Here is a 20,647-nt window from a genome sequence, read left to right as displayed (position 1 = left end):
CTTTGTGTAAGGGGCTGAGGTGGCGCGCGCGGAAGGGCGTGATGTAAGCTATGCGGATGCGTCTCACCGCGCCAAGAGCCGCGGGCGCTGTTACGCAAGCTGGATACCCGCAGAAGGTTTGTAGAAGATCGTGGGATTCCGTGCGCGGGTGGGTGGGGAAGGAGGCTGGGGCAGGGATTGGCAAAGGAGCGGCAAGGACTGGCGAGAGGGTGGGCAAGGCTTGGCAAGGGCGAATAAATTCGCGGCAACGACTACACGAAATCCGCCTTCGCGGATTGGCGGGTTCGTGTTAACGCACCGTGCCGTGCGCGTGGAGGGTACCGGATGTGCCTCGGCGCGATGCCGCGGGCTTGGGAGAGCGATTGAAATCGCGGCAACGAGGGCACGCTGTCCGCCTTCGCGGACATGGCGGCACGGGGGTGTGCGGTGTTCCAGGCGGTGGCGCGTCCGCAGCCGGGGCGGGATTCCGAGGTTCGTTCCTCATCAACAGGTTTGGCTGGATGCTCGCTGATCCTTCTGTGGTTCCTGATCCGGTGCTCGTGGCCGAGGGCGTGGTGAAGCGCTACGGCGGCGTGGCGGCGCTGGAGGGGGTGTCGCTGCGGGCGGCGGCGGGGGAGTGCGTGGCGCTGGTGGGGGAGAGCGGATCGGGAAAGACGACGTTGTTGCGCTGCTTCAACCGCATGACGGAGCCGGATGGGGGGCGGGTGATGGTCGAGGGGGCGGACGTGGCATCCACCGACGCGGTGGAGCTGCGGCGGCGGATTGGGTACGTGCAGCAGGACGGCGGACTGCTGCCGCACTGGACGGTGCTGCGCAATGCGTCGCTGGTCCCATGGCTGCGCGGCGACGCGGACGCGGAGGCAAAGGGCGCGGCGGCGCTCCGATGGGTGGGGCTGGACGCGGCGGAGTTCGGCGGGCGGTGGCCGCGGGAGCTTTCCGGCGGGCAGCGGCAGCGCGTGGCGATCGCGCGGGCGCTGGCGGCGCGGCCGGGGATCGTGCTGCTGGACGAGCCGTTCGGCGCGCTGGACGCCATCACCCGCGCGGAACTGCAGGACGCGTTCGGCACGCTGCGGCGGGAGCTGGGGATCACCGCCATCCTGGTCACGCACGACCTGCACGAAGCCGCACTGCTGGCGGACCGCATCGCCGTGCTGCGCCGCGGCCGCATCGAACAAATCGCATCCCCCGAAGCGCTGGTGCGCGCGCCGGAGACGGAGTACGTCGCCGGGCTCATCGCGCGGTCGCGACTGGGGGCGGGATGATGCGGTGGATTCTGGGGCTCGCGGCGCTGTTCGCCATCATCCCCTGCCGCATGCAGGCGCAGGGGGCGGATGAGCGGCCGGTGGTGATCGCGTCCAAGCCGTTCGCGGAGAGCTACCTGCTCGCGGAGATGTTCGCGCAGGTGCTGGAGGGCGCGGGGATCGCGGTGGACCGGCGGCCCGGGCTGGGGGCGACGGAGATCGCGTTCGGGGCGCTGCGGACGGGGGCGATCGACGTCTATCCGGAGTACACGGGGACGGGGCTGCTGGCGATCCTGAACGAGCCGCCGCAATCCGACCCCGCCGCCGTGTTTGGCCGCGTGTCGCGCGAGTTCGGCCGGCGGTGGGGGGTGCGCTGGCTGCCGCCGCTGGGATTCGAGAACACGTACGCCATCGCGGTGCGCAAGGAGACGGCGGACCGCTATCAGCTGCGGACGCTGACGGACCTGGCGCGCGCGGCGCCGCGGCTGCGGGCGGGGTTCACGCCGGACTTCATCGGGCGCGAGGATGGGCTGGAGGGGCTGCGCGCCACATATGGGCTGGCGCCGCGCTCCACTCGGCCGCTGGTGCAGGCGGTAAAGTACCGCGCGCTGGCCGAAGGGGCGGTGGACGTGATTGACGGATACAGCACGGACGGGCTGATCGACCGCTACGGGCTGGTGGTGCTGGAGGACGACCGCGGCTTTTTTCCGCCGTACGAGGCGGTGGCGCTGGTGAGCGCACGGCTGCAGCGCGAGCGGCCGGAGGCGGTGGCGGCGCTCACGCGGCTGAGCGGGCGGCTGGACGTGCGGACCCTGCGCGCGATGAACCGCCGCGTGGAGGTGGACGGCGAGCCGGTGGCGCGGGTGGCGGCGGACGCGTTGCGGGAGCTTGGGCTGGCCGGCGCGGTGGACCACGGGGACGCGGCGCCGGCGGCGCGCAGGGGGTCGCTGGGCGCGTACCTGTGGGAGCGGCGCGGCGCGCTGGCGGGGCTGGCCGGTCGCCACCTGCTGCTGGTCGCGCTGTCGCTGCTGGCGGCGGCGGCGGTGGCGGTGCCGCTGGGGGTGATGCTGGGGCGGGCGCGCGCCGGTGCGGCGGAGGGGACGGTGCGTGCGGTGGGCGTGCTGCAGACCATCCCCGGCATCGCGCTGCTGGCGTTCATGATCCCACTGCTGGGGATCGGGATGATGCCAGCGCTGGCGGCGCTCTTTTTGTACTCGCTGTACCCCATCGTCCGGAACACCTACACCGGTGTGCGCGACGCCAGCCCCGAGGCCACGGAGGCGGCGCGGGCGCTGGGGATGAGCGACGCGCAGGTGCTGCGGCACGTGCGGCTGCCGCTGGCGGCGCCCAGCATCATGGCCGGCGTGCGCACGTCGGCCGTCATCGCGGTGGGGACGGCGACGCTGGCGGCGTTCATCGGCGCGGGAGGGCTGGGCGATCCCATCGTGGCGGGGCTGGCGCTGAGCGACACACGGATGATCCTGTCCGGCGCCATCCCCGCCGCCCTGCTCGCGCTGCTGGTGGACGCGGCGCTGGCGCTTGCGGAGCGGCGGGTGCGGCCGCGCGGGGTGTAGCAGCCGTTGGCGCGACAATCCATCGGCGTAAGGCGGCGGGCCATCGCGGGCCCGCCCCTTTGCGCGTAACAAAAAGATTGGCCTCACACGGAGTTAACGGAGTCAACGGAGTTTGTTTTCTGCTGTTCCGCCGGCTTCTATGTGAGGTCATGTCTTTTCGCGATCGAGGGAGGGATGTTCAACACAAACGTCCCCGGATGCGTCTTGTACGAACGACTGCGGAGCGGCGGGGGCGGGGACACGGACGCGAATGGGGGCGGGATGCAGGACTGGGTGGTGGACGTGGTGCGGCAGATGGGGCCGCTTGGGGTGGCGCTGCTGATGTTCCTGGAGAACGTGTTTCCTCCGCTTCCGTCGGAGGTGATCATGCCGCTGGCGGGATACCTGTCCGCCAGCGGCCAGGCGCCGTTCTGGGTGATGGTGGCCGCAGGCAGCGTGGGGTCGCTGGCGGGGGCGGGGTTCTGGTACTGGGTTGGCCGCGCGGTCACGCACGACCGGCTGTGCGCGTGGGTCGCGGCGCACGGCATCTGGCTGGCGATGGAGCCGGGCGACGTGGAGCGCGCGACGGACTGGTTCGCGCGGCACGGGCGCTGGAGCGTGTTCTTTGGGCGGCTGGTGCCGGTGGTGCGCACGCTGATCTCCGTGCCCGCGGGGCTCACGCGGATGCCGGCGGCGCCGTTCTTTGCGCTCTCCGCGCTGGGCACCACGCTCTGGACCTTTGTGCTGGCGTACGCGGGGCGGCTGCTGGGGAGCCAGTTTCAGCAGGTGGAGCAGTGGATCGGGCCGGTAAGCTCCGGCATCGTGGTGCTGGCGGTGGTCGCGTACTTCTACCGCGTGGCGCGCATTCTCCACGGCCGCCGGCGCGCGGGCGGCGCCGGGTAGCGTCATCTCGAAAAAGACTGCGTCCGGACGATCGCTGTCATTCTGAGGAAGGCGCCCACCACGAGCCCGCGGTCACGCTCAGCAGCCTGTGCGCCGACCGAAGAATCTCTTTCGGAAACGGACGGGGCCGGCGCCAGGGCCGGGTTGTAGCCGACAGGAGGTGCGCCCATCGTAAAGATTCTTCGGTCGGCGCACAGGCAATCGTGCGGATCGGACGGTGCCGGGCGGGCGCCTTCCTCAGAATGACATCGGGCCGCTGGATTTCTAACGACACCGGCCGCCGTGCTTTTGATGAAACCGGCGCATCGCTCCGGTGATCTTTCTCCGGCTTACGTGAGGAACGCCGCCGCCAATCCGAGCGCCGCGGCGATCAGGACGGCGGAGCCGACCAGTTTCATCCGCGCATTCGACGGCGGCGCGGGTTCGTCGGACGGCCAGGTGGCGGGGGCGTGGGTGGACAGGTGGTCAGCGGCGGCGCGCATCACCCGGGCAAGACCAGGGTCGATGATCAGCCGCGGCGCGTCGTCCAGCGTGGCCCACCGCCGCTCGCGCTGGTGCGACTCGCGCCAGGACGACATCTCCTTGGTCACGCGCATCAGGTACACGGCCACCAGCGGGCCGTCGTCCGTGCCGCCGTGCCGGTATTGATCGAACGGCGTCTGCTCGATCTCCCCCCGCACGCCGCCTTCCTCGACGGCTTCCTGCGCCGCGGACCCCGGGACGCCGAGCTTTGCCTCCACCTTTCCCTTGGGGATGATCCACCCCTCGCCCCCGCGCGGCGTGACCAGCAGCACTTCAACCAGGCCGCCGTTCATGCGATAGGGCAGGGCGGCGCACTGTGCCGGGTGATTATCCATGGATCCACGATCGCTCAAACCAACACCCTTTTCATGCATGACCTCGGTGGATACTCCGCGCGTCGGGAGGGCGAGGAGCAAGCCGTGTTCGCGACGCGAAGGGTAATGTAACGAAAGCGGCGCGTCTCCGAATGGAAACGCGCCGCCGTCTTGAGCGCTGGGCCAGCCGGACAGGCGGTCCTGGATCAGAACGGCATCCCGAAGCTGGCGTACCACGTGGTTTCTTCCCCGCGCGCCACGTAGATGGCCAGCACGGCGGGGGGCGTGGCGAACCACACGCCGCCACCCGTGGCCGTGTGCCATCCACCCGGCGACTCGCCGTCGTGGATGACGCGTCCGGCGTCCGCCAGCAGCGAAACGCCCAGCCGCCCCCGCACCAGCAGCTCGGCGGGAAGCAGCGGCACGCGCAGCTCCGCGCCGCCGGCGACAGCCGCGTCGCCCGCGAAGCGGTCGTGGGCGTGGCCGCGCAGCGTGGACCAGCCGCCCAGCGTGGCGGCCTGGTGGAACGGATAGCCGCCCCACGCCGCCTGCGCCGCGGCGCGGAGGGCGAGCACCGGCGCGCCGGGCGCGGGAAGGCGCAGGTAGGTGGATGCCGATCCCGACGCCAGGCCGAACGCCCGGTCCGCGCTCCACACGGCGGGATACGCGGACGCGGAAAGCTCCGCCCGCGCGCCGGAGCGGGGAAAGAGCGTGTTGTCTCGCGTGTCCAGCACCACGCCGGCGCGCGCGCCCACCTGGCCGAACGCCTCGCTTCCCAGCGGCCGTGCGGTGGCCAGCGGCGACCCCGCGTCCACCTCGGGGTCCGTGTACCGCGCCACCGGCCCCGCGGAGAACTCGACGGCGTTCGACAGCGGCGCGTGCCACGCGGCCGACAGCTCCACCTGCCGCAGCCAGGCCAGGGACGCGCCGCTGGCGCCGCCCGGCGCGGCGTTGCCGTATCCGCCGAAGCGGGCCCGCGCCAGCGTGGTGCCCGTGGCCGCGATCTCCATCCACCGCGACGACGCTTCGGGGCGCAGCTCGCCGCGGTACGCCAGCTCCAGGCGCCCGTGCACCGGCGAGGTGGCCGCGCGCAGGGCGTGCCGCGCGGCGAAGGGGTGGCGGCGATAGCCGTAGCGCGTGAAGACCGGCCCGCCCCCCAGCAGCGCGCCCACGTCCGAGCGCCACGCCACGTACGGCGCGAACCCCGTGCGGCGGCTGCCGAAATCGCGCTCCGCGACGGGGAGCAGCCCCGGCTCCGCTTCCGGCGCGGACCACGCGCGCGTCTCCACCCGCGTGCGCGCGCCGGGGACCACGCGACGGGTGCCGGCGGTGTCGTAGAAGACCACGGCGGCGCGGGATTGGTCGACCAGCACGTCATCCCCCGCGCCGGCCAGGATGCGCAGCACGATGGGCCCGGCGCCGCCCCGCACGGTCGTGCTGTCCCCGCCGCCGTGCAGGTGCAGCCGCACCTCGCCGGTCTCGGCGGGGTGGAAGACGCGCTCGTAAGCGGGGACGTACGCGCCTGACTCCAGGCGGGAGTGAATGCGCAGCGCCAGGCGCCCGTCGGGCAGGTGCTCGGCGTCCACGCGGTCGGCGCGGTCGGTGGCGTGCACCTCCGGCGCCTGCGCCACCAGCCGATAAAAGGCGTCCGCCGCCTCGCCCAGCCGGTCGCGGCGCACGCGGAGGGTGAGGGCCAGCGCGTCCGCGTTCAGCGGGCGGTATTCGGCGGGCATGCGCAGCACGGCGTCGCCGATCACGCGGTCGGTGAGCGCGGCCCGCAGCTCTGCCGCGACGGAATCCCACGTGGCGCGCGACAGGCCGGACAGAAGCTCGCGGTCCTGCCCCAGCGAGTTGGCGGTGAGCCCTTCTACCGGCGGATAGCGCTCGCCAAAGCGCACCAGCCGCGGCAGCCGCGCGCGGGCGATGGCGGGGAGCACGCCGTCGTGGTCAACGAAGGCGTAGTCGCGGTCCTCGGGAACCGGGACCCAGCGGTGCGCGCCGGCCTGGTCGTAGCGCGCCCACCGCCACTGCCCCTCGTGGCGGTCCCAGTCGCCCAGCAGCATGTCCAGCAGCCGTGCGCGCAGGTAGCCGCGCGCGTCCAGCCGGTGCTCCGTGCCGGCGCGCAGGTCCTCCAGCAGGTCCTCGGTGTCCGACACCTTGGGCGAGCCGGCGAACAGCGGCTCGCCGTCGTCCCCCTCGTCGGCGTGCACCTCCATGGTCCCCAGCAGCCCGGCGTAGTCCGCGCGAAACTCGCCCAGCGCGGGGTCGTCGGGCATCACCACCAGGCGCGGACCGGGGTTCAGCACGCCGGCCGCGTCCATCAGCGCCGTGGCCACCAGCGGGCCGGCGGGGTGCTGGGCGCGGGTCAGGTCCTGGCGCAGGTCGTCCAGCAGCGTTTCGCGGGCGTACTCCGGCAGCGCGGGGGTGAGCTCCTTGTCGACGGAGCGGAAGTTGTACTCGCGCCCGTCCGCGCCCTTGAAGCGCAGCGCCATGGTCTGCACGTTGCCGCCGCGCCGCAGCGGGGTAAGCCCGCCCGCGAACCGGGCCAGGTCCAGCACCTCCACCCGCACGGGGGCGACCCACAGGTCGCGGTAGCGCGTCCCCATCAGCCACCCGCGCAGTCCCCCGACGGCGTACCGCTCCCCCGCGGCCACCGTCGCCGAGTCCGCCGCGGCAGGCGCCCCGACGTCTTCGATGGCGGGGGCCTGGGCCGCCGCGGGCGCCGCCGCCAGCGCGAACACAAGCGCGGCGGCCCCCGGGCACAACGCCCGCGCGCTCACGGAAAGGTGCAGCGCAGGCGGGCGAAGGTGGCGGGTGACTTCTTCTTGCCGCCCTCGCTCGTCACCACCAGCGACCCGTCCGGCGCAAAGCCGATCCCCTCGCCCTGCGCTTCGTCCAGCCCCTCCAGATCCACGGCGCGCGGGTTCAGCGCGCCGCTGCCGGTCAGCTCCGCGGCGGGGTAGATGGAGGCGGACTTCAGCGTGCGCATCACCACCCATCGCCCGTCCGCGCTGGCGTCGGCGCTGGTGATGCGCAGCGGGCGATCCACCTTGCCGGGGGAAAGCTCGCGCACGCGCTCCAGCGTGGTTTCCGCGCCGGATCCGGCGGAGGCCGGCGCCCGATAGAGGGCGATGGGGCCGGATTCGCCCTTGGTGACCACGTGGATGGCCCCGTTCAGGACGAACAGGGCTTCCGCGTCGTGCGATCCGTCGGGGTAGCGCAGGCGGATGGCCTGTGCGGCGGCGGAGGCGGTGGCGCCCGGGGCCGGCTCGGGGACGCGGTAGACGGTGATGGAGGGCCGCTCGGCGTCGTTGTCGCCGATGTCGGCCACGAACAGGCAGTCGCCGCCGGAGGGGCAGGGCGCCAGCGCGACGTCTTCCCAGTCCTCGACCGACGCGCCGGTGACGCGGACGCGCCCGGCCGTGCGCCCCTCCGCGTCCACCGCGTACAGCAGCGGGTCGCCGGAGTCGTTGTGGGTCCAGAAGATCCCCGCGTGCGCGCGGCTCACGGCGGCGCCGCTGCTCTCGTGGATCTCCTGGTCCAGGGGCCGCGGGGGACCGGCGGCGGTGCACACCTCGCCGCCGGACGGAACAGCCTCCTTTTGCGCCAGCGCCACCTGGCGCGGCGAATCGGCCGCCGCCTCGCGCGCGTCGTTGCGCATGGCCGCCACGGCGCGCCGCTCGCCCGGCGAGATGGCGTACGCCAGCGCGCCGATCCCCAGGATGGCGCCGAAGATCAGCGCCGCAAACTTGTAAAGCCCCGTCGCCCGCATCATCCCCACTCCTGCATTGGTTTCCCGCGATGGGGGGCACGAAGGCCCCCCATGTCCGATCGATCTCTCCGGCCCCCGCACGGGCGGGCCGGAGCCGTTCAGCGGCGGAAGGCCAGCGTCTGGCCGCCGTGCAGCCGCACGGTCAGCGCGCCGCCCTCCACCGTCCCCGTCGCCAGCTCGTCCACGTCGATGTCCACGGCGCCGGGGGCGTCGTCGGCGTCGGGGCGATCCGTGTCATCGGGCGTGAAGGTGACGGCGGCGCCGGCCAGGGTGTAGCGGCCGCGCTCCGACTCGCGGTCCTCCTTCGCCGCCTGCCCCTCGCACAGCTCCCGCTCCACGGTGTCCAGCGTCCACACGCCCTCCGCCAGCGTGAGCGTGGCCGACAGCAGCTCGTCGCGGCAGGCGCCGTCGGTCTCCACCACCAGCGGCAGCGCGCGCCCGTCCACCTGGGCCAGCGTGTACGCGCCCGGCACGGCCGTGCGGTCCTGCGCGCCCGACCGCTCCACGGCCAGCCCCACGGCCGCCGCGCCCATCGCCGCCACCAGCATCGTCTTGCCCTTGATCATGGTCTTTCCCCTGCGTTTATCTGGTATCCGTCCACGGGCGGACCTTCCGCCCGTCAGTCGCTCTCCGCCGGCATGCGCGCTCTGAGCTGGCGCACGCGCCGGTCGAACTCGGCGTGCCGCTCCGCCGGCAGCACCGCCCGCATCTCGCCGTAGGACTGGTCCACGACGAGCTGGATCTCCGGCACCCGGCTTTCCCAGTACGCCTCCAGCCGGTCCTCGCGGCGCTCGCGGATCTGTTCGATCCGCTCCCGCTGCGCCTCCGTCAGCTCCATCCCGGCGAACAGCCGGTCCTCGGACGGGGCCGCGTCCTCGTCCAGAAAGTCGAACCAGTCCAGCCCCATCGCTTCTTCCACGGCCATCCCGCCCAGCGCGCCCACCGAAAAGGTGGCGGCCAGCAGCAGCATGCCCACGGCGCGCGCCCGGTTCTTCACCGTGCGGCTCCCGTGCGGATGGCCCGCAGCAGCTCCGCGCCGGAGGGTGCGCGCCCCTCCTGCGCCCAGACGGTGGAAACGTCCACCAGCCCGCGCAGCGTTTCCTGGTGCGATTCGCGGCGCTCCAAGGCCACCTCCACCGGCACCAGCAGCAGCACGGTGGCGGCGGCGATGGCCAGCAGCGGGCGCCGCCACCCGGCGATCAGCGCCAGCGGGTCGGGCCGGGCGCGGTTCAGCAGCACGCCGTCCACGCGCGTCATGGTGGCCTCCATCACCGCGCGCCAGCGGCCGGGGTCGCGGGCGGGGTCCAGCGCGGACAGGTTCACACGCTCGTCGTCCATCATTCCTCGCCTTCCTCCAGTTCCGGCAGCAGGGTGCGCATCCTTCTCCGCGCGTGGTGCAGGTGAGACCGAACGGTCCCGGGCGGCAGCCCCATCCGCTCCGCGATTTCGCGGTGCGTCCATCCCTCCAGGTCGTGCAGCAGCAGCACCTCGCGCCGTTCCTCCGTCAGCTCGTCCATGGCGGCCAGCAGCCGCGTCCGCTCGTCGTCCCGCTCGGCCTCCCGCTGCGGCGAGACCGCCCCGGATTCGATCTCCATCCCTTCCAGCGAGAGCACTGGCCGGGCGCGGGCCCGCAGGTGGTCGTGGCCGCGGTTGCGGGCGATCTGCATCAGCCAGGGGCCAAACCGCTCCGGGTTGCGGCAGTCGTCGATGCGCTGGATGGCGTTGACGAAGGCGTCCTGGCACACGTCGTCGGCGTCGGCCTCGTCGCGGGTGACGGCCAGGGCCACGGCGCGGCATGCGCGCAGCCACCGCTGGGCCAGCGCCTCCGCCGCGGCGCGCTCCCCGCGCCGCACCCTCGCCACCAGCTGGGCATCGGTTTCGCCGGTCATTCTCCTTCCAGACGGAGGTGGGGGGGAAAGTGTTGAGGTGGGATGGAGGAAGTGCGAAAGTGCGTGAGTGCGTGAGTGCGTGAGTGGATCTGCTTCGGACGGTGCGGTGCCAGGGGCGCGCCCCCTCCGGGCTCGCACCACTCGCCCACCTCCCCCAAAAAAAGACTGGGGCGGGTTGGGGGATCCGGAGAGATTCTGGATCGGCGACGTGCATCGAACTGGCGCCCGACGGGGTGCCCCTCCCCCAACCCCTCCCCGTTCGTTCCTCACGGAGAGGGGAGTAGATGCCGATGGATCGGAACTCGGCGAACGGCACCGAACTGCGTCCGCTGGCGTCCCCCCTCTCCCGGCCTCTCCCCCCCGAACTGCAGGGGGGAGAGGAGAACTTCGATCGCGCTTCGGAAGCTGTCGCTACAACCAACCTCCCCCAGGGTTTTTTGGGGGAGGTGCGAGCATAAGCGAGCGGAGGGGGCGCTGCCCTCGCTCGGCACGATCGGAACCGCCCCGAAGCCCGGGCCGTGTATCCCCCCTCCCGCGCAGTTTGCGGGAGGGGGTGGCGCGCTCTCGGGCGCCGCCGGGGGAGGGTCCCGTCCCAAACGACCGTTCCCGCGAGGTCGGTGTACACGGTAGCTTCAACCATCCCTCGACACCAATCCGCCCCGCCCGGACGCGCGCATGCTGAACGCGGTTCCCGTTGACGCCCCCGAGATTGACCTGACCCAGCTGGAACGCCTGATCGGCGCGGTGGAAACCGTCTTTCGCGGCAAGCGCGAGACGGTTCGGCTGTCGCTGGCGGCGCTGCTTGCGCGCGGGCACCTGCTGTTCGAGGACATCCCCGGCGTGGGCAAGACCACGCTGGCCCGCGCGCTGACGGCCGCGCTGGGGCTGGAGTTTCGCCGCATCCAGTTCACCAGCGACCTGCTTCCGTCGGACGTGCTGGGCGTCTCGGTCTACAACCCCCGCACGCACGAGTTCGAGACGCGGCCCGGGCCCATGTTCACCAACGTGGTGCTGGCGGACGAGATCAACCGCGCGCCGCCGCGCACGCAGAGCGGGCTGCTGGAAGCCATGCAGGAGGGCCGCGTGACCATCGACGAGCGCAGCTTTGAACTGCCTCGCCCGTTCCTGGTGATGGCCACGCAGAACCCGCTGGAGCAGCACGGCACCTATCCGCTCCCCGAAAGCCAGCTCGACCGCTTCATGATGCGCCTGTCCATCGGCTACCCCGACGCGGACGAGGAGCGCAACGTAATCCTGCAGTCCGCCGGGGGAAGTGACGCCATCGACCGCATCCGTCCCGTGCTGGACCCCGCGTCCGTCCTGGTGCTGCAGGAGCGGGTGGATACGGTGCACGCGGACGCGTCCATCGTGGATTACCTGATGGCGATCATCGCGGCCACGCGCTCCGAACCGCGCTTCCGCGCGGGCGCCAGCACCCGCGGCGCCATCGCGCTGCTGCGGGCGGCGCGCGGGTATGCGCTGGTGGACGGCCGCGAGTTCCTGGTGCCCGACGACGTGCGGCGCCTGGCCGTCCCCGTGCTCGCCCACCGCCTGCTCCCCGCCGGCGCCTCCGCCGCCACTGGCGAAGCGTACGCCGAAGCCGTGTCGGTGCTGGAGGAGCTACTGGGGCGGATCGCGGTGCCGGTGTAGGGGCCCTCCCCCGGCGGGCCCTCCCCCGGCGGCGCCTGAGAGCGCGCCACCCCCTCCCGCAAACTGCGCGGGAGGGGGGATACACGGCGCGGGTGGCTGGGCGCTTCGGATGAGGTGGCGTGAGGGGCGGCGCCCCCTCCGGGCGGGCACCACCCGCCCACCTTCCCCGAAACTGCCGGGGGAGGTTGGGTGTGGGGCAGCCTGCGGTGAGCTTTGGACGGTTGGGCGCGAGAGGGTGGGCCGCCCCCCTCCCCGACCCTCCCCCGCAAACTGCGCGGGGGAGGGAGGTGCGACGCACCTTCCGAAGCGCGATCGAAGTTCTCCTCTCCCCCCTGCAGTTCGGGGGGGAGAGGCCGGGAGAGGGGGGGCGCCAGCGGACGCAGTTCGATGCCGTTCGCCGAGTTTCGATCCATCGGCATCTACTCCCCTCTCCGTGAGGAACGAACGGGGAGGGGCCGGGGGAGGGGCACCCCGTCGGGCGCCAGTTCGATGCCCTTCGACGACATCCAGATCCTGCGGCTACACCACTCTCGCACTTGCGTCCCATCCGTGAACTCCCGCACTAACGCACCCCCGCACTCACGCGCTTCGGCCGTCCGCCGCCGCGTCCGACGCTGGATGCGGCCGCCGCGACGGCTGCGGTTTTCGCGTGCGGGGTGGTTCTTCAGCGGCGGGTCGGTGCTGCTGGGCGTGGCGGCCATCGGCACGGGGAACAACCTGCTTTTTCTGATGCTGGGCGCCATGCTGGGCTTCATCACCCTCAGCGGCTGGCTGAGCGAGCAGATGCTGCGGCGGCTGGAGGTGCGGCGCCGGGCCGCGCGCGCCACGGCCGGCGCCCCGTCGCGCATCGTCTACGAGGTGCGCAACGGCAACCGGCGGCTTCCCGCGTACTCCGTAGAGGCGGGCGAGGCGCGGTCGGCGGCGCGCGGGTGGATCCCGGTCATCGAGCCGGGGCAGGGCGGGACGGCGCGCGCCGAGCAGGTGTGGGAAACGCGCGGCGTGTATCCGCTGGAGACGGTGACGCTGTCGACCTCCTTTCCCTTTGGCCTGTTCATCAAGGAGCGCGACGTGGACGTGCCGGGCGAAGTGGTCGTCTGGCCGCGCACGGACCGGCCGGTGCGCGAGCCACGCCCCGCGGGCGAACGCGCGCGCCGCACGGGCGAGGTCTTCGCCGGCTCCGCGGGGGCGCGCGGCGAGTACCGCGGCCTGCGCCCGTACCGCGCCGGCGACGACCCGCGCGACGTGCACTGGCGCACCACGGCGCGCGTGGGCCACCCGGTGGTGCGCGAGTACGAGCGCGACCGGTCGCGCGCGCTCTGGCTGTGCCTGGACCTGCGCGCGGCGGAGGACGAGATGGCGGAAACCGCGGTGGAGATTGTGGCGGGAGTGGCCGCCGCCGCCGTGCGGCGCGGGGACGCGTTCGGGCTGGCGACGCAGGACACACGGGTGCGGCCGGGCGCCGGGGCCGCGCAGCTGGAGCGGGTGCTGGACGTGCTGGCCCGCGCACGGTTCCGCCCGGACGCGCCGCGCCTGGAGCCGCCCGTGGCCCCGGGCGAGTGCGTGCTGGTGACGGCGGGCGGGCCGGGCACAGGGTGGGGCGACGTGTTCGCCGCGGCGGGAGGGGGACGATGAGCACGGCCCTGCTGCACCGCCGGCTGTCGGCGGCCATGGCGCTCAGCGCGCTGATGGCGCTGATGGCGGGCGCCGGCGCGTCCCCCGCGCTGCTGCTGACGGCGGCGGCGCTGGGGGTGGCCACCTTCCGGCTTCCGCCGCCGGAGTGGAGCGTGTGGATCGAGCGCGCGTCGCGGCTCATCATCGTGGGCCTGTGCGCGTGGATGCTGTACGTCGCATTTGCCCTGGGCGAGGACTTCATGCCCGCGGTGATGGCGATGCTCCTTTTCCTCCTCGCCGCGGAAAGCCTGCGCGCCGTGGACGCGAAGAACGACGCGCGGCTCTATCTCCTCTCCTTTGCCCTGCTGCTGGCGGCGACGGCGTACTATCCGGGGCTGGGGTTCGCGGCGTCGTTCGTCGCCTTTGTCATCCTCTCCACGCTAGCGCTGATGGTGGGATATCTGCGCCGCCAGTCGGAGCGGTTCGGGATGCCCGGGGTGCGGCTGGGGCGGCGGATGATGATGACCATCGCCGCGTTCTCGGGCGTCACGCTGCTGGTGAGCGCGTCGCTTTTCGTCCTGTTTCCCCGCCTTCCGCGCCAGTGGAACGTGCAGGGACGCCGCGGCGGGGGCGACATGATGGTGGGCTTCAGCGACCAGGTGCGGCTGGGGCAGCACGGCGGCCGCATCGTGCCCAACCCCGAGGTGGCGTTCCGGGTGGAGTTCCCCGACGGCACGCCGCCGGAGACGGGCAACCTGTACTGGCGCGGCCGCTCGTTCGACCACTTTGACGGCGAGGAGTGGACGCGCACGCGCGGCGTGGTGGCGCCGCTTCTTCCCGCGTACGCGTACGGGCGGCGCTGGGGCGGGCCGTTTCGCCGCGTGCGCATTTTTGGCGGCCCACCGGACGCCAGCGTGCTGTTTGGCAACCACCCGCTGGTGAACGTGGAGGCCCGCTCCGCCATCCGCGTGTTCCAGGACTACACCGGCGACATCCGCTTTTCGGGATCGGACGCGCCCGTCTACACCACCACCTCCGCCAGCCCGCGGCCCACGGAGAACGCGCTGCAGGCCAGCGACCGGCCCGACAACGCGCTCGCACGTCCGTATCTGCAGCTTCCGGCCGGCCTGGACCCCCGCATCCGGCGGCTGGCGGACTCGCTGACGGCGGGAAAGGAGACGCGGATCGACCGGGTGCGGGCGATCGACGCCCACTTTGACCGCGGGTTCAGCTACACGCTGGACCTGCCGCGCACGGCGCGCGACGCCACGGTGGAGGGCTTTCTATTCCGCCGCCGGGCCGGGCACTGCGAGTACTACAGCACGGCGATGGTGGTGCTGCTGCGCGCGGCCGGCATCCCCGCGCGCAACGTGACGGGGTTCCTGGGCGGGGAGTGGAACAGCTTCGGCGACTACCTGGCGGTGACGGGAAACGACGCCCACTCGTGGGTGGAGGTGTGGATGGGGCAGGTGGGATGGGTCCCGTTCGATCCCACGCCGGCGGGGCGCGCGGACCTGGTGCAGGCGGGGGCGCAGGACGGATGGCTGTGGAGCGCTACGCTGTGGTTTGACGGGATGGAATACCAGTGGTTCAAGTGGGTGCTGGACTACAACCGGGAAAAGCAGCTGGGGCTCTTCAGCCGCGTGGGCGACCTGTTTTCGCGCGACGACCGGCGCGGCGGGGCGGCGGGGGGCACGGGCGGCGCCGGGCGCGGCGTGGCGGTGGTGATTGCGCTGGCGGTGCTGGGCGGGCTGCTGGGGTCCGCCCGCCGCTGGCGCCGCGCGCCGCTGACGGAGGAAACGCGCACCTACCTGGCCGTCCGCCGCGCGTACGCCCGCGCGGGGCTGGGGGGGAGCGGAGGGCCGCTGGACTTCGCGGAGCGCCTGGCCCGCGACGGTGCGCCGGGCGCCGGGCCCGCGGCGGAGCTGGTGGGCCTGTACGTCACCGCCCGCTTTGGCCGCATCGACCTCGGCGACGTGGGCCGTACCCGCATGCGCCGCCTGCTGGACGACGCCCGCGCCGAGCTGCGCGCGGCGAAGCGAAAGCCGGTGCGGCTGGCGTAACACTGAGTCCCGATATCCCGATAAACAACATCGGAAGGTACAGAGGGACAGAGAACAGCCAGAGGAACAGAGGTGATCCGCATGCCCTCCTCCGTTCCTCTGGCTTTTGTCTGTTCCTCTGTACCCTGACCTCTGTTTTCGATCAGCCGTCGCGGGCGCCGGGGACCGGCTGCGTGGTGGAGGACGACCGTCCGCGGCCCGTGTGCGGATCGGGAAGCTGCAGCGTCTCGGCGGCCACGGCGGCCATGTCGCCCCGCACGCCGTAGGTTCCGAACGCGTAGCGGATGATGGCCAGCGCCAGCTCCCGCTCGCCGACGACCGCGCGGCCTACGCCGGTGCGCTCCAGGTGCGCCCGCTCTTCGTCGCTGTGGGTGCGCACCACCGCGTCGATGTCGGGGTTCACCTTGCGCGCGTGGTCCAGGATGAGCCGCGCCTGGAACGCGTCCGGCGCCGACACCACCAGCAGCCGCGCGCGCTCCAGGTGCGCGTGCTCCAGAATCCCCGGCCGGCTGGCGTCGCCGAACAGCGCGGGAAGCCCGCGCGCCCGCAGCGCCTCAACCTCTTCGCGGTTCTGCTCTACCACCACGTACGGAATCCCCTGCTGCTCCAGCGCGTGCGCCACCGGGGCACCCACCCGGCCGTGGCCGATCAGCACCGCGTGGTCGCGCAGCGCCTCCTCGTCCACTCCCTCCGGCAGCTCGGCCAGCACGCCCGCCGGCCGCTCCAGCCACTCCGCCAGCCGCGGGGTAGCGCGCACCCACCGCTCCAGCCCCGTGGCCGCGGCAAAGATCAGGGGGTTGGCGGTGATGGAAAGCAGCGCGCCCGCCAGGATCAGGCTGTTTCCCTCCTCCGGCAGCAGGTCCAGCGTCATCCCCAGCCCGGCCAGAATGAATGAGAACTCGCCGATCTGCGCCAGGCTGGCCGCCACGATCAGCGCCGTGCGCGCGGGATAGCGGAACGCCAGCACAATCCCCAGCGCGGCGATGGACTTGCCGACGATGATGATGAGCACCACCCCCAGCACCTGCAGCGGCTGCCGCACCAGCACCGCCGGATCGAACAGCATCCCCACGGAAACGAAGAAGAGCACCGCGAAGGCGTCCTGGAAGGGAAGCGCGTCCGCCGACGCCTGGTGGCTCAGGTCCGACTCGCTGATCACCACCCCCGCGAAGAACGCCCCCAGCGCGAACGACACGCCAAAGAGCGCGGCCGCGCCAAACGCGATCCCCATCGCCACCGCCAGCACGCTGAGCGTAAACAGCTCGCGCGAGCCCGTGCGCGCCACCCTGGCCAGCATCCACGGCACCGCCCGCCGTCCCACGACGAACATCAGCGCCAGGAACGCGATCACCTTGCCCAGCGTCAGCGCCACGGCGGCCGCCACGCTCCCGCCGCCTTCCGCCGGCGTGCCCCCCAGCGTCCCCGACAGCGCCGGCAGCAGCACCAGCGCCAGCACCATCGCCAGGTCTTCCACGATCAGCCAGCCAATGGCGATGCGCCCCTCCGCCGAATCCACCAGCCCGCGCTGCTCCAGCGCCCGCAGCAGCACCACCGTGCTGGCGACGGAAAGGGAAAGGCCAAACACCAGCCCCTGGCCCCACGTCCATCCCCAGAAGTACGACAGGCCCGCCCCCATCACCGTGGCCGCGGTGATCTGCACCACCGCGCCGGGAAGCGAGATCTTTCGCACCGCCAGCAGGTCGCCCAGCGAAAAGTGCAGCCCCACGCCAAACATCAGCAGAATCACGCCGATCTCCGCCAGCTGCGACGCCAGCGCCGGGTCGCCCACGAACCCCGGCGTGAACGGGCCCACCGCCACGCCGGCCAGCAGGTACCCCACCAGCGGCGGCAGGCGCAGCCGGTTGGCCGCAAAGCCCAGCACGAACGCCAGCCCAAACCCCATGGCGATCAGCGTGATCAGTCCCGTATCATGATGCATCCCGTACTCCCCCCCTGGTGGACCGGCCCCGCACCGGCAAATCGCCTTTCTCCCCGCACCGCGAACCCGGCCGCGAAATCGGGTGGATGATGCTACTTACGGATTCGCGCGGCCCAAGGCAACCCGCGACGCCGCGCCCCCGCGGTCGCCACGCCCCAAATCCGCCACCCGTGAACAGGAAAGATCCGCCCGGCCACCGGGCTTACCAACGGTGCCGCAATGACTTCGGCTGTTTGCCCGCGAGCGGTGCGCGGACGCCGTAATGATGCAGCTAAGTGGTTGATGTACCGAACAAATCCCGGCAGACCCCCGCAATCCGCATTGCTCCTATATATTCTTCGCGCGGGCAGTAAACAGGCGAGCACGATACTGGCATAGGCGTCCCGGCAGCGGACCCGAACGCGTCACGTTGGTAGCGCGTTTTTGGGGCCGGCAATCATGGTCACCCCCGGAGAGACGAGATGGACCAGAAGCCTTTCGAGGTGGAAATCACCTTCCGCCAAACGCTTCGCTACGCCGTGCAGGCAACCAACCGCAAGGTTGCCGAGCAGCAGGCCATGCAGCGGTGGAAAGTGGGAGACGAGGCGTACGTGGTGGGCAGCGACTGCTGCGAGGTGCTTGAGATTACGAGCAACCCCGTGCCCTGCGACGACCGGTGCGTAAAGGACGCCCACGAGGCGTACCGCTACCTGCGCGACCGCGAGCTGGTCATCGAGGCGCTGGACGAAGACGCCTTCAACCCCACCGTGCACGACGCCGTCTCGGCCGAAGAAGTGGCCATCCACGTCGGATGGAAGCGCAAAGAGAACGGAAACCCCGACGTACCCCGCGCCGCCCGCGCGCTCGATCGCCTGTGCAACGAGCGGCGGGTGGTCTGTTTTACGCGAAGCCGCGTGCGCGCCGGTGAAAAGGGCGAGATCCGGCTGTATTGCACGCCCCAGCACCTTGCCATGCTTTCGTCGCTCATCATGGACGAAGAGCTGGCCGGAACCGCGGCCTGACCGCCGATCGGCTTCCCTTTGTCTTGAACCGAGCACCACGGCGCGGGCTCGCGGGAACCATCCCGCGGGCCCGCGTCCGCATCCTCCGTCCCCATCGTTCCGCCCCATGCCCACCGCCCGCGCCGGCCGTCCGCGGTCGCTCCTTCGCCGCCTGCTGGTCTTTGCCCTGGTCGCCGCCGCGCTGATCGGCGCCGCGGCGGTCTACCTGGAGTGGAAGGGAAACGCGCCGGAAGAGATCGCCGAGCTGGTGAGCGAGGGCGGCGAAAAGGTGCTTCGCCAGCCGCTGCACCCCGCCCGCGGCGCCCCGCGCGTGATCGTCTTTGCGCTGGACGGCGTGGGCGACGGCGAACTGCACCGCGCCATCGCCAGCGGCGGGATGCCGCGCGTGGCCGCGCTGCTGGGGCGCGAAACGGAGCCGCGGCTGTACGAGCACGGCTGGGCAGCGCCGGGGGTGCTTAGCATCCTTCCCTCCACCACCTACGCGGCGTGGGCCTCCGTCTTTACGGGCCAGCCCGCCGCGCGCACCGGCGTTCCCGGCAACGAGTGGTTCGCGCGCGAGGAGATGCGCTTCTACGCCCCCGCGCCCGTCACCGTGACGGAGCACGAGCACGCGCTGGAGGTCTACAGCGACCAGCTGATGGGCCGCGTTCTGCGCGCGCCCACCGTGTACGAGCGCGCCGGCGTGCGCGCGTACGTGTCGCTGCAGGCGTACCACCGCGGCGCCGACCTGCTCACCGTGCCCATGCCCTCCGCCTACGCGCAGATGATTACGGCGGCGGCCAGGGGAGCGGTGGACGAGGAGACGGTGAGCCAGGAGGTGTACGAAGAGCTGGACGACGAAGCGGTGGAAAGCCTGGTGGAAAGCATTGGCCGCCATGGCCCGGCTGACCTGCAGACGGTCTACTTTCCCGGCGTGGACCTGTACACGCACGTGGCGCAGGACCCCATCCGCGACCAGACCCGCTACCTGCGTGATGTCATCGATCCCGCCGTGGGCGAGGTGCTGGACGCGTACCGCAAGGCGGGCGCGCTGGAGGGAACGTGGGTGATGTTCGTCGCGGACCACGGCCACACCCCCGTGCTGCCGGACGACCTGCACGCGCTGGGGACGGATGGGGACGACGAGCCGCCCGCGGTGCTGCGGCAGTCAGGCTTCCGCGTGCGCCCGTTCACGCTCGAGGTGGATCCGGAGGAGCAGGACTTTCAGGCCGCAGTGGCCTACCAGGGCGCCTTCGCCTACGTCTACCTGGCCGACCGCTCCACCTGCGCACGGGCCGGCACCCGCTGCGACTGGAACCGCGCCCCGCGTCTGGCGGAAGACGTGCTTCCCGTCGCGCGCGCCTTTTACGAAGCGTCACGCACCGGCGCCGGCGTCCCCGCGCTGCGCGGCGCCATCGACCTGGTCTTCGCGCGCCAGCCGGCCCCGCCGGGGCAGGACGCGCGGCCGTTCCAGGTGTGGGATGGGCAGCGCCTCGTCCCCGTCGCGGAGTACCTGGCCGCGCATCCGCGCCCGGAGCTGCTGGAGTTGGCGCGGCGGCTGGAGGGGCTGGGTGCCGGGCCGTACGGCCACCGCGCGGGCGACGTGCTGCTGCTGGCGCGAACGGGGACGGAGCTGCCGATCGAACAGCGCTTCTACTTTTCCAGCCGCTACCACTCCTGGCACGGCAGCCCCACCAAGCAGGACAGCGAGATCCCGCTCCTGGTCGTGCAGGCCGCGACGTCGGGCGCCGACATCCGCGCCCGCGTGCAGCGCGCCGCCGGCCCCCGCGTGGACCAGCTGAGCATCACGCCCGTCATTCTGGATCTGCTCGGTTCACGATAGCTCCCAACCGCATTTCACGCGGAGGCGCGGAGGAACTGATTGAGCCGCGGAGAACCGTCTCTTCGTTTCTCCGCGGCTTGCTTCTCTCCTCCGCGCCTCCGCGTGACATGCAGTAGAAGCCGGCTTGGGGATGATGTATGCCGATGCGGAAGAGGGGTTTGGGTTAATCCAACGTTCATCCAGCCCTCTTGAAGCGGAACGGGGTTTGCGAGATATTGATTGCGTGTGGGGAGTAGCCCGCCGGCGCGGACGGGGCAGCAATGCCCTGGGCCACCGCCGGACCGGCCAGCCGTCATGACGGGGCGCAAGCCCCCGGCGGCCGGAGGAAATACCGGGGCGAGACCACTGCGGACGCGTACGCGCGCTG

General features: G+C 72.1%; 16 protein-coding genes. 8 read left to right on the top strand and 8 right to left on the bottom strand.

Features of this window, described 5'->3' with window-relative positions:
* The first annotated feature begins 518 nt into the window (after positions 1-518).
* The 3 genes from ACOJUJ_RS08995 (at position 519) to ACOJUJ_RS08985 (ending at position 3,697) form a co-directional block, all read left to right on the top strand.
* The gene (locus tag ACOJUJ_RS08995; RefSeq protein WP_420126526.1) at positions 519-1,262 is read left to right on the top strand and encodes an ATP-binding cassette domain-containing protein; all 744 of its coding nucleotides are present in this window, start codon (positions 519-521) and stop codon (positions 1,260-1,262) included.
* Positions 1,259-2,815 carry a glycine betaine ABC transporter substrate-binding protein gene (locus tag ACOJUJ_RS08990; protein WP_420126525.1) on the top strand — a complete coding sequence of 519 codons (1,557 nt, stop codon included), beginning with the start codon at positions 1,259-1,261 and terminating at the stop codon, positions 2,813-2,815. The genes ACOJUJ_RS08995 and ACOJUJ_RS08990 overlap by 4 nt, the downstream gene beginning before the upstream one ends.
* Positions 2,816-3,019: 204 nt before the next feature.
* Complete coding sequence (locus tag ACOJUJ_RS08985) at positions 3,020-3,697, top strand: DedA family protein (RefSeq protein ID WP_420126524.1); 678 nt, start codon at positions 3,020-3,022, stop codon at positions 3,695-3,697.
* Positions 3,698-4,026: 329 nt separating this feature from the next.
* Here the strand turns inward: ACOJUJ_RS08985 and ACOJUJ_RS08980 are convergent, their stop codons facing one another.
* From ACOJUJ_RS08980 to ACOJUJ_RS08950, 7 genes are all read right to left on the bottom strand, one after another.
* Positions 4,027-4,554: an NUDIX hydrolase gene (locus ACOJUJ_RS08980; protein ID WP_420126523.1), complete on the bottom strand. Its 528-nt coding sequence runs from the start codon at positions 4,552-4,554 to the stop codon at positions 4,027-4,029.
* A gap of 185 nt (positions 4,555-4,739) precedes the next feature.
* On the bottom strand, positions 4,740-7,313 hold the full coding sequence (locus ACOJUJ_RS08975; protein ID WP_420126522.1) for a BamA/TamA family outer membrane protein: 2,574 nt from the start codon (positions 7,311-7,313) through the stop codon (positions 4,740-4,742).
* Positions 7,310-8,308, bottom strand: coding sequence for a hypothetical protein (locus ACOJUJ_RS08970; RefSeq protein WP_420126521.1), 999 nt, complete (start codon positions 8,306-8,308; stop codon positions 7,310-7,312). Before ACOJUJ_RS08970 ends, ACOJUJ_RS08975 begins: the two co-directional genes overlap by 4 nt.
* Positions 8,309-8,403: 95 nt before the next feature.
* A complete protein-coding gene (locus ACOJUJ_RS08965) occupies positions 8,404-8,871 on the bottom strand; it encodes a hypothetical protein (RefSeq protein ID WP_420126520.1) in 468 nt (155 codons plus the stop codon).
* Between the two features lie 53 nt (positions 8,872-8,924).
* Positions 8,925-9,302, bottom strand: coding sequence for a hypothetical protein (locus tag ACOJUJ_RS08960; protein ID WP_420126519.1), 378 nt, complete (start codon positions 9,300-9,302; stop codon positions 8,925-8,927).
* The gene (locus tag ACOJUJ_RS08955; RefSeq protein ID WP_420126518.1) at positions 9,299-9,643 is read right to left on the bottom strand and encodes a hypothetical protein; all 345 of its coding nucleotides are present in this window, start codon (positions 9,641-9,643) and stop codon (positions 9,299-9,301) included. The genes ACOJUJ_RS08960 and ACOJUJ_RS08955 overlap by 4 nt, the downstream gene beginning before the upstream one ends.
* Positions 9,643-10,194: an RNA polymerase sigma factor gene (locus ACOJUJ_RS08950; protein WP_420126517.1), complete on the bottom strand. Its 552-nt coding sequence runs from the start codon at positions 10,192-10,194 to the stop codon at positions 9,643-9,645. The genes ACOJUJ_RS08955 and ACOJUJ_RS08950 overlap by 1 nt, the downstream gene beginning before the upstream one ends.
* Before the next feature lie 675 nt (positions 10,195-10,869).
* Here ACOJUJ_RS08950 and ACOJUJ_RS08945 point away from each other — a divergent pair.
* The 3 genes from ACOJUJ_RS08945 (at position 10,870) to ACOJUJ_RS08935 (ending at position 15,518) form a co-directional block, all read left to right on the top strand.
* A complete protein-coding gene (locus ACOJUJ_RS08945) occupies positions 10,870-11,844 on the top strand; it encodes an AAA family ATPase (RefSeq protein WP_420126516.1) in 975 nt (324 codons plus the stop codon).
* Between the two features lie 618 nt (positions 11,845-12,462).
* Complete coding sequence (locus tag ACOJUJ_RS08940) at positions 12,463-13,476, top strand: DUF58 domain-containing protein (protein ID WP_420126515.1); 1,014 nt, start codon at positions 12,463-12,465, stop codon at positions 13,474-13,476.
* Positions 13,473-15,518, top strand: coding sequence for a transglutaminase TgpA family protein (locus tag ACOJUJ_RS08935; protein ID WP_420126514.1), 2,046 nt, complete (start codon positions 13,473-13,475; stop codon positions 15,516-15,518). Before ACOJUJ_RS08940 ends, ACOJUJ_RS08935 begins: the two co-directional genes overlap by 4 nt.
* Before the next feature lie 142 nt (positions 15,519-15,660).
* Here ACOJUJ_RS08935 and ybaL read toward each other — a convergent pair whose 3' ends face one another.
* On the bottom strand, positions 15,661-17,457 hold the full coding sequence (gene ybaL / locus ACOJUJ_RS08930) for a YbaL family putative K(+) efflux transporter (protein ID WP_420126513.1): 1,797 nt from the start codon (positions 17,455-17,457) through the stop codon (positions 15,661-15,663).
* A 461-nt stretch (positions 17,458-17,918) separates the two neighbouring features.
* Here ybaL and ACOJUJ_RS08925 point away from each other — a divergent pair, with 461 nt between their 5' ends.
* Both ACOJUJ_RS08925 and ACOJUJ_RS08920 read left to right on the top strand, forming a co-directional pair.
* A complete protein-coding gene (locus ACOJUJ_RS08925; protein WP_420126512.1) occupies positions 17,919-18,458 on the top strand; it encodes a hypothetical protein in 540 nt (179 codons plus the stop codon).
* Between the two features lie 106 nt (positions 18,459-18,564).
* Entirely contained in the window at positions 18,565-20,280 is a 1,716-nt protein-coding gene (locus ACOJUJ_RS08920; RefSeq protein ID WP_420126511.1) for an alkaline phosphatase family protein, read from the top strand.
* The last annotated feature ends 367 nt before the right edge of the window (positions 20,281-20,647 follow it).

Source organism: Longimicrobium sp. (assembly GCF_048594345.1).
Taxonomy (GTDB): Bacteria; Gemmatimonadota; Gemmatimonadetes; order Longimicrobiales; family Longimicrobiaceae; genus Longimicrobium.
The sequence above is the reverse complement of the archived record's forward strand: the minus strand, read 5'-3'. Positions and strand labels throughout refer to the sequence as shown.